The organism is Bacteroidota bacterium, assembly GCA_016699695.1.
Taxonomy (GTDB): Bacteria; Bacteroidota; Bacteroidia; order Bacteroidales; family UBA10428; genus UBA10428.
Genome location: CP065006.1, coordinates 425613 through 439486, shown reverse-complemented (window position 1 = coordinate 439486; position 13874 = coordinate 425613). Strand labels below are relative to the sequence as shown.

Genomic DNA, 13874 nt, shown 5'->3' with positions numbered 1-13874 from the left:
TTAATTATTCAGTTTCGAATAAGAATCTAAGGCCTTCATCTCATCTTCCTGGTATCCACCCAAACGCATAAGTAGTTCGTCGAAATCGATCTGGTGTGCATCAAATTCAGGCCCATCGACACATACAAATTTTGTTTTATTACTTACCGACACCCTGCAGGCACCGCACATTCCGGTGCCATCGACCATAATGCTGTTTAAACTAGCCAGGGTTGGAATGATATATTTTTTAGTTAGAAGGCTTGTGAACTTCATCATAATGGCAGGGCCAATGGTAATGGCAAGGTCTATTTTTTGGTTCAATATTACTTCTTCCATACCATTAGTAACCAGACCTTTTTTGCCATAGCTTCCATCGTCGGTCATGATAATTACCTGATCGGAAGAGGCGCGTATTTCTTTTTCAAGTATTACAAGGTCTTTTGATCGGGCTGCGAGCACGGTGATAACTCTGTTGCCTTTTTTCTTCAACTCCTCCACAATGGGCAATAAAGGAGCTACACCCACACCGCCCCCTGCACATAGCACAGTGCCAAAATTCTCTATGTGTGTTGGTTGCCCAAGGGGACCTACTATATCGGTAATGTAATCGTCTATTTCGAGCATAGCCAGCTTATGGCTGGTGACTCCAACTTTTTGAACAATCAGTGTAATGGTGCCCGTATTTAAATTGGCCGACGATATGGTTAGCGGAATCCTTTCACCTTTTTGGCCAATCTTCACAATAACAAAATGACCGGCCATGCGTTTTTTAGCTATTTGTGGTGCTAAGATTTCGAATTTCACTACCTTTTCAGAAAGGTATTCTTTGTGTAAAATCTGGTGCATCTGTTGTGTATTTGTTTTGGCAAAAAGCGCCTGAAAGTAAGTATATTTCGTTTACAGCTTAGATGATAAAAGTTGTTTTTTTTTACTAGGTCATCTATTTTCAACACTCTGTACTATTTACCATTTGCTTCTTAAAAATCATTAAAGCACAAATATTTTATAGTTGTGAAGTATGCGAATGAAAAACCCGGGAGGTACCTCCCCCGGGTATTATTCTTAATTCTTAGTTTGAAACTAATATATTTCGTTTAATTAATGAATTGGTCTAAACATACGCTTAATCTGGATGTTGGCAGGGAAATTCTTCTCTTTGTGCACCGATAACCAAATAAATCGCGGACGGCCAATGATATGGTCCTCCGGCACAAAACCCCAATAGCGCGAATCGAGACTGTTGTTGCGGTTATCTCCCATCATCCAGTAATAGTCCATTTTAAAAGTATAGCTGGTAGCAGGTTGGCCGTTGATATAAATGGTGCTGTCAGTTACAGTCAGATCATTCTTTTCGTATTGCCTGATAACCCAATCGTACAAGGGTAGGTTTTGTAGGTTTAGTTCAACGGTAGAACCTTTGGCTGGTATATAAAGCGGACCAAAGTTGTCGAGTGTCCAGTTATATTGCGGGTTCTGTGGAAAGATGTTGTAATTCGGAAAGAAGTCTTGCGAATTAAAGCGTTCAACAGCTACAACATTACGGTAAGTTTCTACTTCAGCTTTCATTTTATCTGTCAGGGGAACATGATAATACACTTCGTTATTTTGTCGGCTAAGGTCTTCGGAATATACTCCCAATTTATTGAGCGTTCTTTTATTGAGCGGCTTTCCATTGGTGTAAATGTTATAAGCAAATTGTCGGCCTTCGGTATCTGGTTCTTTATCTCCGTTGATATAAACTACTCCGTCGATAATTTGCAGGGTATCGCCTGCGATTGCCACACACCTTTTAATATAGTTATCTTTTTTGTCAACCGGACGCACTACAATGGTAAAGTGTTTCCATACTTCGCTTCGGGCCTGGGCATAATATTGCTGGTCGGTTTTGGCAGGTTGATTGTTTTGAGCATCGCTCGATTTCAACTCAACCATCCGATCACGTACAATGGAATAGTAACTTACGTTTTGTTGCTCGATGCAAACTGTATCTCCGGCAGGAAAATTAAATACTACCGGATCAAAGCGCTTTACCTTCGAAAATCCTTTTAGTCGTTTATAGTCCCACGAGGGCCAATCGATGTAAGATTTTTTCTGGGTACCCGGAATGGTATGCTGCATAAAAGGAAGCGCAATGGGTGTATTAGGAATTCTTGGCCCGTAAGCCACTTTACTTACATAGAGATGATCACCAATCTGCAGCGATTTTTCCATGGAGCCGGTTGGGATCTTATAATTCTGAAACAGGAAAATGTTAATAATCGTTACAGCAATTACTGCAAAAATGAGAGCATCAAGCCATTCTACAAGGGCCGGATTTTTGCCTTCGCGTTTTTTCCAGGGGCTCCAGTTTACTTTTTTCGTGAAATACATGTCAAAAACTACTGCAAGTCCTACAAGGAAAAAGTAGTTACCCAGCCATATTACCCATAGTAAATATACCAGGATAGCAAAACCACCTCTGATTTTTGTTTTTCGATCGAATTGGTTAAAAAAATCTTTCATTCTATCTTGAGTGTATTAAATAATTTGTTGTTTTGAAATGAGCATTCAGTTGCAGGTAATTTTAATTCTTCATGGTGTACTATTCAATCCATTTCAACAATCTGTAGCGCTGAATATTTTTTGGGAAGGGTTTATTTTGATCTACTGACAACCAGATCATGGCAGCCTTTCCAATAATATGATCCTCAGGCACAAATCCCCAAAATCTCGAATCGTTCGAATTATGGCGGTTGTCGCCCATCACAAAATAATAATTGAGCTTAAAGGTATAGGTTTGTTTTACATGACCATTCAGGTAAATTAAATTATTTTGTTCCTGAACGGTATTTTTCTCATATACCTCTATAATTCGCCGGTAGAGAGCAAGATTATCTTCATCCAGAAAAACGGTCATTCCTTTGTAGGGTACGAATAAAGGACCAAAATTATCTTCGGTCCAGCGAAAGCTATTCTGAGACGGAAAAATATGCTTTGCGGTTTCTCCGGGATTAATAGTTTCTCTCCTTGTGATGGCTTTAAAATAGGTCGAATCGATCAGAGTTTGATACATTTTTTGCGTCAAGGGGAATTCATATACTCCATTGTACTCGTTCAGGCTGATATCGTAATTCGAGATGCCCAGCAAACTGAAAATAGCTTCGACATTTGCATTTTTTGGAGGTTTAGCCTGGTAATTAAACTGGTAACTGGGATGCTTTCTTTCCCTTACCTGGTTCACAAACGCATAGCCATGATGAATTCGTAAAGTATCACCCGGAAGGGCGATTACCCGTTTGATATAGTTCTTGCGTTTATCTATTGGAATAGATTCTGTTACCGATTCAGTCTGGGTGGCTTTTTTTCTAAAAATTCTTTTGGGGTTTGTGCTTAAAGCAGAATCAGCAATAGGGTAATTAAAAACAATAATATCCTCATGTTGAATTTTCGAAAAGCCCTTTAATCGCTTATAGGGGAGTTGAATTTTTTTGCAATAAATGCTGTGGTCTTCTTTCGAGGAGATTCTATTGATAAAACCTGGCAAAGCTATTGGGGTTATAGGCATTCGTGGTCCATAGCTTAATTTGTTCACTAAAATATAATCGCCCACCTGCAAGGTTTTTTCCATCGATGAAGTTGGAATGGAATAGATTTCAATAAAAAACAACTTAAAAAGAAGCGTTACAAAAAGTGCCAGCACAATCACATCAATTAACTCACCTAAAGTTTTGTATCGTCCGTTCTCTTGCTTTTTTCGCCAAAATCGCCAATGCACAAAATGTGTGATATGAATATCTACTAAAATGATTATTCCGAAGAGTAACCATAAGTTTTCAATCCAAAGTACCCAAAGAGTATATATAATAGAACTTACAAGCAGTTTCAGGAATGCTTTTAATGTAAATTTTTTTTTCTCTAAGCTTAGGAGTCGGGGCATTCGGATTTTTCAGTTATGTGAAGAATCAGTAACCTAAACGAAGAAGGTTATCCATGGTGTGGTAACCAGTTTTGCCTATTATATATTCTGCTGCCATCACAGCTCCCATGGCAAAGCCTTCTCTGCTGTGGGCAACGTGCTGAATTTGAATAAAATCTACCTCTGAATGGTAGTTTACACTATGAGTACCTGGAACTTCACCTTTGCGTATGGCCTTTATGCCTACAGTTTTTTTTGAAGAGGGTTCATTTAACACCCATTTTTCTTTGTATTCGATTTGGTCAATGATATCTTCGGCCAGGCTTAAGGCTGTACCGCTGGGAGCATCGAGTTTGTGTATATGATGAATTTCTTCCATGCTTACTTCATAGCCTTGCACCTTATTCATCAGCGAAGCCAGATACTTGTTTAACTGAAAGAAGACATTAACGCCGATACTATAATTTGAAGCGTAGAAAAATGTTTTTCTTTCTTTATTCGCTTGCTCAATAACCTCTTGTTTCTTTTCGAGCCATCCGGTAGTACCGCACACTACGGGTACATCAGCAGAAAAACAGGTGAGTATATTGTTGTAGGCACTGGATGGTAATGAAAAGTCGATAGCTACATCAGCCTTTTTGAGATTTTCTGAGTTTAAATCCGAAGCATTGTTTTCGTCGATAATTAAAACAATTTTATGCTTTCTTTCCAGAGCAATACGTTCGATGGTTTTCCCCATCTTGCCATATCCAATAAGCGCAATATTCATGAGTAGTTTATTTATTTGCTAATTGCAGATCCGATTTAATTTTTTGTAAAAATAAAAAAGGGAAGCAAGTAATTGCTTCCCTTTATGATATATTAACAGGTTTACTATTTCACTGCTTTCACCACAGCCTCGAAAGCTGCTGGATGATTCATCGCCAAATCGGCTAACACTTTGCGGTTTAGCTCAATTCCGGCGTTATTGAGTTTTCCGATGAATACAGAATAAGACATATCGTATTGTCTTACGCCAGCATTGATACGCTGAATCCATAAACCACGGAAAAGACGTTTTTTACTTCTTCTGTCTCTGTAGGCATATTGTTGACCTTTCTCCCAGGAGTTTTTGGCAACCGTCCATACATTTTTTCTTCTTCCAAACTGACCTCTGGTGCGGCTTAAGATTTTCTTTCTTCTGGCTCTTGAGGCTACTGCATTTACTGACCTTGGCATTTTTCTACTTTTTTGGAATGTCTAGCGTTTCGTTCGTTTTACCGAAGAACTCTTTGGAGCTAAAACACTCAGTTAATACTAATTATTGCTTACTTAAGCGCTAACAAAAGTTTCACGTTTTTCTCATCGGCTTTGTGCACCTGACCATCGTAGGTAAGGTTACGCTTGCGCTTTGTCGATTTCTTGGTTAAAATGTGACTTTTGAAAGCATGCTTTCTTTTAATTTTTCCAGAACCGGTAAGCGAAAAACGCTTTTTAGCCCCGGAATTTGTTTTCATTTTCGGCATAGCTACTATTTAAAAAAATTAATTCTTCTTTTTTACTTGTTTGGCCGAGAGCATAATGGTCATCCTTTTTCCTTCGAGTTTTGGGAGTTGCTCTACTTTGCCATATTCTTCGAGGTCTTGCGCGAACCTCAATAACAATATTTCACCATCTTCTTTGTACACTATCGTGCGGCCTTTAAAAAACACATAGGCCTTTACTTTTGCACCTTCTTGTAAAAATTTGATGGCATGTTTTACTTTAAAGTTGTAATCGTGTTCATCAGTATGAGGGCCGAAGCGAATCTCTTTTACAACAATTTTTACAGCATTTGACTTCATTTCCTTCTGTTTCTTTTTCTGCTGATAAAGAAACTTCTGGTAGTCAACTACCTTGCACACGGGGGGATCTGCATTGGGCGATATTTCCACCAAATCAAGTTCATAAGTATCGGCCAGTTTTAATGCTTCCTCAATGGAATAAACGCCTGGCTCTTTAAGGTTGTCGCCTACTACCCTTACTGTTTTCGCCCTGATTTTATCGTTGATCTTGTGTAGTGGCTCTTGTTTTTGGCGTAATGGGGGTCTCTGTGGCCCTCTGTTGTATGGTCCCGCTATGGTCAATTCCTCCTAATGTTATGTTTAAACTATTCTATTTCTGCTGTTTGCTGTTTGATTTCACCCGAAACCAATTCGATAAAATCAGAAAGTGTCATCGATCCTTTGTCGCCTTCACCCTGTCTGCGCACCGAAATTGTGTTGTTTTCAGCTTCCTTTTCACCAACAATGATAAGGTATGGAATGCGCTTTAGCTCTGCATCGCGTATTTTTCTACCTATCTTTTCAGCCCTTTCGTCAATCAGGGTGCGAATATCGGAATTATTTAGAAATTTTAAAACATTTTCTGCATAATCCTGATATTTTTCGCTGATGGGTAAAACAATGGCCTGATCGGGTGTAAGCCACAAGGGAAATTTACCTGCAGTATGCTCAATGAGTACGGCTACAAATCGTTCCATGGATCCAAATGGAGCGCGGTGAATCATCACCGGTCTGTGTCGTTGGTCGTCGCTTCCAATGTATTCAAGTTCAAAACGTTCTGGCAGATTATAATCTACCTGTATGGTGCCAAGCTGCCAGGTACGTCCGATGGCATCTTTTACCATAAAATCGAGTTTAGGTCCATAGAAAGCGGCTTCGCCATATTCTACTACTGTTTTTAATCCCTTTTCATTGGCGGCCTCAATGATGGCCTTTTCGGCTTTGTCCCAATTCTCATCCGATCCGATATATTTTTCGCGATTCACCTTATCACGTAACGATACTTGAGTAACAAAGTCAGCAAAATCAAGTGTTTTGAATATATACAGAATGATGTCGATTACTTTTTTAAACTCGTCTTTGAGTTGATCAGGCCGGCAGAAAATATGTGCATCGTCCTGAGTAAAGCCACGAACCCGGGTAAGACCATGTAATTCGCCACTTTGTTCGTATCTGTATACTGTACCGAATTCGGCATATCGAATGGGCAGGTCTTTGTATGAGTGAGGTTTGCTTCTGTAAATTTCGCAGTGATGGGGACAGTTCATGGGTTTGAGTAAAAACTCTTCTCCTTCCTGTGGTGTTGTAATAGGTTTGAAAGAGTCTTTTCCATATTTCTCATAATGGCCCGATATCACATACAATTCTTTTTGACCTATATGCGGGGTCATCACAAGATCGTATCCATGTTTCTTTTGTACTCTTTTTAAAAACTCCTGTAGACGTTCTCTCAGGGCTGCACCTTTTGGCAACCATAATGGCAATCCCTGTCCTACACGTGCTGAAAAAGTGAATAATTCGAGTTCTTTTCCTAGTTTTCTATGATCTCTGGCTTTGGCTTGTTCCAGTTTTTCGAGGTATTCGTCGAGCATGGCTTGTTTCGGGAAGGTAATGCCATAAATCCGGGTCAATTGGGGACGTTTTTCATCGCCACGCCAATAAGCACCTGCTACACTTAATAGTTTTATAGCTTTAATAAAACCAGTGTCGGGCAGGTGAGGGCCACGACATAAATCGGTGAAACTACCTTGCGAATACAGTGTGATGGTTCCATCTTCCAGTTCTTCAATTAATTCGCACTTGTAGTAATCGCCCTTTTTCTTGAACAAATCCAATACTTCTGCTTTTCCTATTTCGCGCCTGTTGTAAACATTTTTTTGAGAGGCTAATTCTTTCATTTTTGCCTCAATCTCTGTCAGATCAGCCTCAGTAATTACTTTTCCATTCGCGGGTTCGATGTCGTAATAAAAGCCATTTTCAATGGCTGGGCCAATACCAAATTTTGTGCCTGGATAGAGGATTTCAATTGCCTCGGCCATCAGGTGGGCCGATGAATGCCAGAAAGCATGTTTACCCTCAGGGGTATCAAATTTATGTAATTTTATATGTGCATTTTTATTGATAGGGCGGGTGGTATCCCAAATTTCTTCGTCTACACTTACCGCCACTACTTCTTTTGCAAGGCTGTTACTTAGGCTTTTGGCAATATCGAGGCCATTCACCCCTTCAGAGAATTCTCGGATACTGCTATCTGGAAATGTAATTTGTATCATTGTAATTGAGTTCATTTTTTCGGAAGGCAAAGATAGAAATATTACTGTATTTCTGGTTTCAAAAAGTTTGATCTTCTGTTTGCTTTTTAAGGTAATGTATTAGCAACAAAAGGTAAATGATAATCGTAAGAGCAGGTATTGTATTTAACTTCATGTAACTATTTTGTAGGAATAATACATTTTATATCGATTTAAAAACCAACGATTTGACCTTCTTTATTAGAAGAATAATCAATACAATATTATTTTTGGCACATGTTTTGAAAAAAAACCATACATAACGATTAAATCATAAAGCCATGAAAAGAATATTACTCATAATAGCCGCCGCAGTACTCCTTCTAAATAGCTGCGTAATCGATTCAAGTATAGAAAATCCCTATGCTGCATTTCAGGTTAACTACGATTTAGTAATACCCGGTGAGTCGGTATACTTTTCGAATTATTCAACAAATGCCAGCAGGTATGAATGGGACTTTGGTGATGGAACTTTTTCCTCACTGCCTTCTCCTTCGCACTATTATTTAAACGAAGGACTTTACGAGGTAAGACTCGCTGCCTATTATGGTAATCGTGTCGATTATGCCTATATGACCATTGAAGTTTACGAAACAACGCTTGAAGTTGAGGTTGTTGAGTACTATTCAGGAAATCTGATTCCCAATGCCAATGTTGTGGTTTATGCCAGTGAATTCGATTATAATAATTTTTACCAACCTGTTGCAAGAGGTTATTCCGATTCTTACGGTGCGGTGATTTTTAAAGGTATGCGCTCAGAGATTTTTTACATCGATGTTGTCAATAATTATTACAACAACTACACATTAGCTGCTGAAGATATAAACTTCATAAAAACTTTGCCCCTGGAACATGCTAAACATAACATTTTCACCGCGTATGTCGATTACGATCCACAATACTTTAAATCGGCTAATGAGAAAATAACAGTTCGCGAGGTGAAGCAAACAAGTCAAAAGAGAACACTAAAAGAAAAACAAGAAGCTGTAAAGAAATAGGTTTTAGGTTTGCATAGATTAATTGCCATAGGGCAGTCTTTATAGGCTGCCCTTTTCTTTATTAAAAAAAATCGTGTGCCAGATATATTTTTAAAGAATATTTATAAATTTGCACCCCCACTGAACAGGCAACTGAGACGTGCAAGCCAAGAAGGCGAAACCGAGAACACTTTTTGTTCGAGCTCTCGCCAACCGTGATAGGCTCAAAAAGAGTTGGAATATTTGAAAACCACTTTGTTTGAGAAATGAAATAAGCCCAGATGGCGAAACCGAGAACACTTTTTGTTCGAGCTCTCGCCAACCGTGATAGGCTCAAAAAGAGTTGGAATATTTGAAAACCACTTTGTTTGAGAAATGAAATAAGCCCAGATGGCGAAATTGGTAGACGCGCTAGTTTCAGGGACTAGTGATCGCAAGATTGTGCAGGTTCGAGTCCTGTTCTGGGCACGCGATTATGTTCAAGTTCAAGTTCAAGGTTCAAAGTTTAAAGTTTTCGGGTTGAATAAAAACATTTAACTTTGAACTTTGAACTAATTAAAAAGCCCAGGTGGCGAAATTGGTAGACGCACCAGCTTGAGGGGCTGGCGACCGCAAGGTTGTGCAGGTTCAAATCCTGTCCTGGGCACAAAGCTGAATCCATATTGGGTTCAGCTTTTTTTATGAATTGTTGTTCGAAAGTTTTTCTTTAAGAAAACAACCCAATTCTCAATTCTAATTCTTTATTAAATAAATTAGCCTATTACCCAAGGTATTACTCAAAGAAGCCATATACTATGAATAGTGTAGTGCAGTTTCCAGATCCCCGAAAGGCAGATGATGAAGGTTTAATTGCGGTGGGGGGAGAGTTGTCAGCCGATTTTTTGATATCGGCTTATTCGCAGGGAGTATTTCCGTGGTTTAACGAAAATGATCCTATTCTTTGGTGGAGTCCAAATCCACGGATGGTATTGGTTCCAGATGAATTACGACTCACTAAAAGTTTAAAGCAAATTGTAGTGGGCGAAAAATTCGAAATAAGAATCGATACTTGCTTTAGAGATGTCATAGAACATTGCAGAATAAAGGACAGGCCTGGACAAGGTGGAACCTGGATTACCATTGAAATGAGAAACGCCTATGTCGAATTACACCGGATGGGGCTGGCACATTCTTTCGAAGCCTTTTATAATGGAGAACTGGCGGGTGGCCTGTATGGCGTTTCGCTCGGTAAGGCATTTTTTGGCGAATCGATGTTTTTCCTCGAACCCAACAGTAGCAAGTTTGCTTTTTACCATTTGGTAAGCTGGTGCAGGTATTTTGGTTATCATTTTATCGATGCCCAGCAACCAACCAGTCATTTGCGCAGTTTGGGTGCAAAAGAAATGCCTCGAAACGAATTTTTAGACAAGCTTTCGGAGGCAATAAAATGCCCGACAATGAAGGGAAAATGGAAAGTGGAAGAAATGAAATTGTAACAAGAATTAATATCCAACTACCCAGAGGATTCTTTCCTCATCGGCACATTTTTCGGTAATGGTAATAAGCTCGATATTAAGTTTAACTAAAGAATCGCGATAAGCGCTCCAGTTTTTTGTATAATCAGGCAAGTTTTTTTGAAGCTCCTCAAGAAACTCCCTTCCAAGAAAATGTTCAGATACCATGGCATCAAATTCCTTCACCGAGGCGAGAGCTTTTAGTTTGTCGCGAAAAGTAATAAGTTCGTTACGGAGAGGAATTATTTTGCGGGCATTGTATTTAGTAGGCCCATAGTACTCATAGAGTTTATTGGCATTTTCAAAGCAAGGAGTAAACACATTAAAAACCACACTGTCTATAAATTTCGATTCCTTGTCGCAACGAATAAGTGTATCATTGCCACCTGTAATATTTAATTCTACAAAATTCAGATCCTTGGAATCATAGATTTCTAATCTCATGGTTGAAATGGATTTGCATTAAATTTATTAATTAAAGTTGTTACTGCAATGCTTTGTTAAGAATTTCATTTCCAACTTCGATGTAATAGTAATAATTTTTGTTCGAAAATAGCAATAAACTCATGAACAAGCTCGATGATTTTACCAAAGCAGGACATTCAATGATAGAATGGTTGCAACGTTACTTTACTGATATTGAGCAATTCCCGGTTAAGCCGAATATTAGTCCAGGTTCCATTGAGGCTCTTCTGCCTAAAAGTGCTCCAAAAGCCGGAGAAACATTTGAGAGCATCGTTAGCGATTTTGAGCGTATAATCATGCCAGGAATTACACATTGGCAGCACCCTGGTTTTCATGCCTATTTTCCGGCTAACAACAGTTATCCATCGGTACTGGCCGAACTGCTCACGGCAGGATTGGGAGTGCAGGGGATGAAATGGATAACTTCTCCGGCTGCCACCGAACTCGAGCGGATCATGATGGTGTGGTTACGCGAATTAATTGGCTTGCCCAATGAATACAAAGGTGTAATAATGGATACAGCCTCCGTTTCTACACTTTGTGCCCTATTAGCTGCAAGAGAAAAGGTAACAGGTTATTCGGTAAATGAAAACGGACACGACGGGCGTAAGTATCGGGTTTATTGTTCTTCCGAAGCTCACTCTTCGATAGAAAAGGCTGTTCGCATTGCGGGTTTAGGAAGTAAGAACCTGGTTAGGATAGAGGTTGACAATGATTTTAGAATGATAACCCAAAAACTGGAAGAGGCAATTCAATCCGACCTGCGCATGGGTTATGTACCCACCTGTATAGTAGGCGCACTTGGTACCACAGGCAGCGGTTCCATAGACAAGCTGGACGAAATTGGTCGCATCGCCCAAGTTTACAATATCTGGTATCATATCGATGCGGCCTATTCGGGGAATGCACTGATTTTGCCCGAATTCAGAGAAAGCATTATAGGATTGGAAATGGCGGATAGTCTTGTTTTTAATCCGCATAAATGGCTGTTTACGAATTTCGATTGCTCGGCATTTTTTGTAAAAAACCACGAAGATCTTACCCGAACATTTAGCCTTGTACCTGCTTATTTGCAAACTGCTGAGAGCAGCGACTTGGATTACAGCAATTGGGGGATTCAGTTAGGGCGACGATTCCGGTCGTTGAAACTATGGTTCGTGATCCGCTCGTTTGGTGTGGAGGGATTACAGTCAATGCTACGGAACCATATTGAACTGGGTAAAATGTTTGAGACTCTGGTGAAGAGCGCTCCAGACTTTGAATTGTTGTTGCCTCGTAACCTGAATGTAGTTTGTTTCCGTTATTGCAAAGGGAAAGCCTCGGAACTAAATTCAATCAACCATGCATTGTTGGAAAAAATTAATGCATCGGGAAAAATATTTCTTTCGCATACGCTTATCAATGATACCTTTGCGCTGCGATTTGTATGTGGACAAACCAGGGTTACTGAATGGCATATTCAAGAAGCCTGGAAAATAATCAGTATATCGGCAGAAGGATTAAACCAGAATTGATGAATATTCAGGAATTGAACGAGCTTTTTTTTGGTGCTTACGAAAGTGTGAAAAAGGTAAAAGCCTCTTCGGTTACCCGCTTACCATTGTCGGGTTCGAACCGGATGTATTTTCGAATTGAGGGACCGGCAGGAAAAGTGATAGGTACATACAACGACGATAAGCCTGAAAACTACGCTTTTCATTATTTGGCTTCCCACCTCAGAAATCATGGCGTGAATGTACCCGAAGTTTATTTTAAGGATACTGAGAAAGGAATCTATCTGCAACAGGATTTAGGCAATATGTCACTTTTCGAATTCGTGAGCAACTCCAACACGAATGAGGCACAATTGCTTGCGAAGTATAAAAAAGTGGTGGATCAGATGCCTGTACTTCAGTATAAGTCGGCCGCCAATCTTGATTTTTCTGTTTGCTACCCGCGCGAGTCTTTTGGCCGCCAGTCGATGCAATGGGATTTGAATTACTTCAAGTATTTTTTTCTTAAGACTACTTATGTTTCTTTTCATGAGCAACAACTTGAAGATGAATTTCAAAAATTAATTGAATTCTTACTCCAGGCACCTTCAGATTATTTTCTTTTTCGCGATTTTCAGTCGCGCAATATTATGTGGTATGATGATGAGCCCTGGTTTATCGATTTTCAAGGAGGACGTCGGGGAGCATTGCAATACGACCTCGCTTCGCTTTTGTTTGAATCGAAAACAAATCTTTCAAATTCTTTCCGCAACGAAATTCTCGATTATTATCTGGAAGTGTTTGGTCAACACAGCTTTTTTAAGCGCGAAGAATTTTTGTTTTATTACCCTGCCTTTGTTCTGATTCGCTTGCTGCAGGCTTTTGGGGCTTATGGTTACAGAGGCATTTTCGAAAAGAAAGCCTTTTTTGTGCAAAGCATTAATCCGGCCATCGACAACTTGCAATGGGTTGCAGCACAGGAAATCATTCAGGATCGTTTCCCCTATATCTGCTCAATAATTGAATCCATTGCTTCCATTCGCGATAGGTTTCACCATCCAAAGGAAGTTGAGAAGCTTACCATAAGCATTACCAGTTTCTCCTACCGGAAGGGGATTCCCGACGATTGGTCTGGAAATGGCGGTGGATATGTGTTCGATTGCCGGAATTTGAATAATCCCGGAATGCATGAGGAGTATAAACTTCTTACTGGAAGGGATCATGAAGTAAAGAGATTTCTTGAAGAAGAGCGTGAAACAAGCGAATTTCTCAGCTCTGTTTCTTCGATAATTGACGCTACCATCAGAAAGTACCAACAAAGGAATTTTAATCATTTGGCAGTTAATTTCGGATGTACAGGAGGCAGGCATCGTTCGGTTTATTGTGCAGAGAGATTGTTTTTGCATTTAAAAATGAACTTTGATGTGCACCTGCGGTTATTTCATCGCGAATTAAATATCCGGGAGCAGTATGACCAAGACCATGTGTAAAAAAGAG

General features: G+C 39.6%; 13 protein-coding genes and 2 tRNA genes. 6 read left to right on the top strand and 9 right to left on the bottom strand.

What is annotated here, in order from left to right:
• The 8 genes from IPM71_01870 to thrS form a co-directional block, all read right to left on the bottom strand.
• On the bottom strand, nt 1-828 hold the full coding sequence (locus IPM71_01870) for a sulfide/dihydroorotate dehydrogenase-like FAD/NAD-binding protein (GenBank protein ID QQS51495.1): 828 nt from the start codon (nt 826-828) through the stop codon (nt 1-3).
• Between the two features lie 252 nt (nt 829-1080).
• Complete coding sequence (locus IPM71_01865) at nt 1081-2484, bottom strand: S26 family signal peptidase (protein ID QQS51494.1); 1404 nt, start codon at nt 2482-2484, stop codon at nt 1081-1083.
• Between the two features lie 79 nt (nt 2485-2563).
• A complete protein-coding gene (gene lepB / locus IPM71_01860; GenBank protein QQS51493.1) occupies nt 2564-3898 on the bottom strand; it encodes a signal peptidase I in 1335 nt (444 codons plus the stop codon).
• A gap of 25 nt (nt 3899-3923) precedes the next feature.
• Nucleotides 3924-4646 carry a 4-hydroxy-tetrahydrodipicolinate reductase gene (gene dapB / locus IPM71_01855; protein QQS51492.1) on the bottom strand — a complete coding sequence of 241 codons (723 nt, stop codon included), beginning with the start codon at nt 4644-4646 and terminating at the stop codon, nt 3924-3926.
• 104 nt (nt 4647-4750) lie between these two features.
• The gene (gene rplT / locus IPM71_01850; GenBank protein ID QQS51491.1) at nt 4751-5095 is read right to left on the bottom strand and encodes a 50S ribosomal protein L20; all 345 of its coding nucleotides are present in this window, start codon (nt 5093-5095) and stop codon (nt 4751-4753) included.
• Between the two features lie 89 nt (nt 5096-5184).
• Nucleotides 5185-5382, bottom strand: a complete 198-nt coding sequence (gene rpmI / locus IPM71_01845) for a 50S ribosomal protein L35 (GenBank protein ID QQS51490.1) — start codon at nt 5380-5382, stop codon at nt 5185-5187.
• Nucleotides 5383-5400: 18 nt separating this feature from the next.
• Complete coding sequence (locus IPM71_01840) at nt 5401-5982, bottom strand: translation initiation factor IF-3 (protein QQS51489.1); 582 nt, start codon at nt 5980-5982, stop codon at nt 5401-5403.
• A gap of 23 nt (nt 5983-6005) precedes the next feature.
• On the bottom strand, nt 6006-7952 hold the full coding sequence (gene thrS, locus IPM71_01835; GenBank protein ID QQS51488.1) for a threonine--tRNA ligase: 1947 nt from the start codon (nt 7950-7952) through the stop codon (nt 6006-6008).
• Nucleotides 7953-8251: 299 nt separating this feature from the next.
• Here thrS and IPM71_01830 point away from each other — a divergent pair, with 299 nt between their 5' ends.
• The 4 genes from IPM71_01830 (at nt 8252) to IPM71_01815 (ending at nt 10422) form a co-directional block, all read left to right on the top strand.
• Nucleotides 8252-8968 (top strand): PKD domain-containing protein, encoded by a 717-nt coding sequence (locus IPM71_01830; GenBank protein QQS51487.1) that lies wholly within the window; start codon nt 8252-8254, stop codon nt 8966-8968.
• Nucleotides 8969-9331: 363 nt separating this feature from the next.
• Nucleotides 9332-9415, top strand: a tRNA-Leu gene (locus IPM71_01825).
• Between the two features lie 94 nt (nt 9416-9509).
• Nucleotides 9510-9593: transfer RNA gene (locus tag IPM71_01820), tRNA-Leu, on the top strand.
• Between the two features lie 148 nt (nt 9594-9741).
• Complete coding sequence (locus tag IPM71_01815; protein ID QQS51486.1) at nt 9742-10422, top strand: leucyl/phenylalanyl-tRNA--protein transferase; 681 nt, start codon at nt 9742-9744, stop codon at nt 10420-10422.
• A gap of 6 nt (nt 10423-10428) precedes the next feature.
• Here IPM71_01815 and IPM71_01810 read toward each other — a convergent pair whose 3' ends face one another.
• Nucleotides 10429-10884 carry a hypothetical protein gene (locus IPM71_01810; protein ID QQS51485.1) on the bottom strand — a complete coding sequence of 152 codons (456 nt, stop codon included), beginning with the start codon at nt 10882-10884 and terminating at the stop codon, nt 10429-10431.
• A gap of 122 nt (nt 10885-11006) precedes the next feature.
• Between IPM71_01810 and IPM71_01805 the strand changes: the two genes are divergently transcribed.
• Together IPM71_01805 and IPM71_01800 are read left to right on the top strand one after the other, a co-directional pair.
• Nucleotides 11007-12419 carry an aspartate aminotransferase family protein gene (locus tag IPM71_01805; GenBank protein ID QQS51484.1) on the top strand — a complete coding sequence of 471 codons (1413 nt, stop codon included), beginning with the start codon at nt 11007-11009 and terminating at the stop codon, nt 12417-12419.
• Nucleotides 12356-13867, top strand: coding sequence for a phosphotransferase (locus IPM71_01800; protein QQS51483.1), 1512 nt, complete (start codon nt 12356-12358; stop codon nt 13865-13867). The genes IPM71_01805 and IPM71_01800 overlap by 64 nt, the downstream gene beginning before the upstream one ends.
• Nucleotides 13868-13874: the final 7 nt, after the last annotated feature.

Bases quoted from the DNA above. Each gene is read 5' to 3' on its own strand.
- IPM71_01815 (QQS51486.1), top strand. From the start codon at position 9,742: ATGAATAGTGTAGTGCAGTTTCCAGATCCCCGAAAGGCAGATGATGAA.
- IPM71_01810 (QQS51485.1), bottom strand. From the start codon at position 10,884: ATGAGATTAGAAATCTATGATTCCAAGGATCTGAATTTTGTAGAATTA.
- thrS (QQS51488.1), bottom strand. From the start codon at position 7,952: ATGATACAAATTACATTTCCAGATAGCAGTATCCGAGAATTCTCTGAA.
- dapB (QQS51492.1), bottom strand. From the start codon at position 4,646: ATGAATATTGCGCTTATTGGATATGGCAAGATGGGGAAAACCATCGAA.
- IPM71_01800 (QQS51483.1), top strand. From the start codon at position 12,356: ATGGCATATTCAAGAAGCCTGGAAAATAATCAGTATATCGGCAGAAGG.
- IPM71_01865 (QQS51494.1), bottom strand. From the start codon at position 2,484: ATGAAAGATTTTTTTAACCAATTCGATCGAAAAACAAAAATCAGAGGT.
- IPM71_01830 (QQS51487.1), top strand. From the start codon at position 8,252: ATGAAAAGAATATTACTCATAATAGCCGCCGCAGTACTCCTTCTAAAT.
- rpmI (QQS51490.1), bottom strand. From the start codon at position 5,382: ATGCCGAAAATGAAAACAAATTCCGGGGCTAAAAAGCGTTTTTCGCTT.
- IPM71_01805 (QQS51484.1), top strand. From the start codon at position 11,007: ATGAACAAGCTCGATGATTTTACCAAAGCAGGACATTCAATGATAGAA.
- IPM71_01870 (QQS51495.1), bottom strand. From the start codon at position 828: ATGCACCAGATTTTACACAAAGAATACCTTTCTGAAAAGGTAGTGAAA.
- rplT (QQS51491.1), bottom strand. From the start codon at position 5,095: ATGCCAAGGTCAGTAAATGCAGTAGCCTCAAGAGCCAGAAGAAAGAAA.
- lepB (QQS51493.1), bottom strand. From the start codon at position 3,898: ATGCCCCGACTCCTAAGCTTAGAGAAAAAAAAATTTACATTAAAAGCA.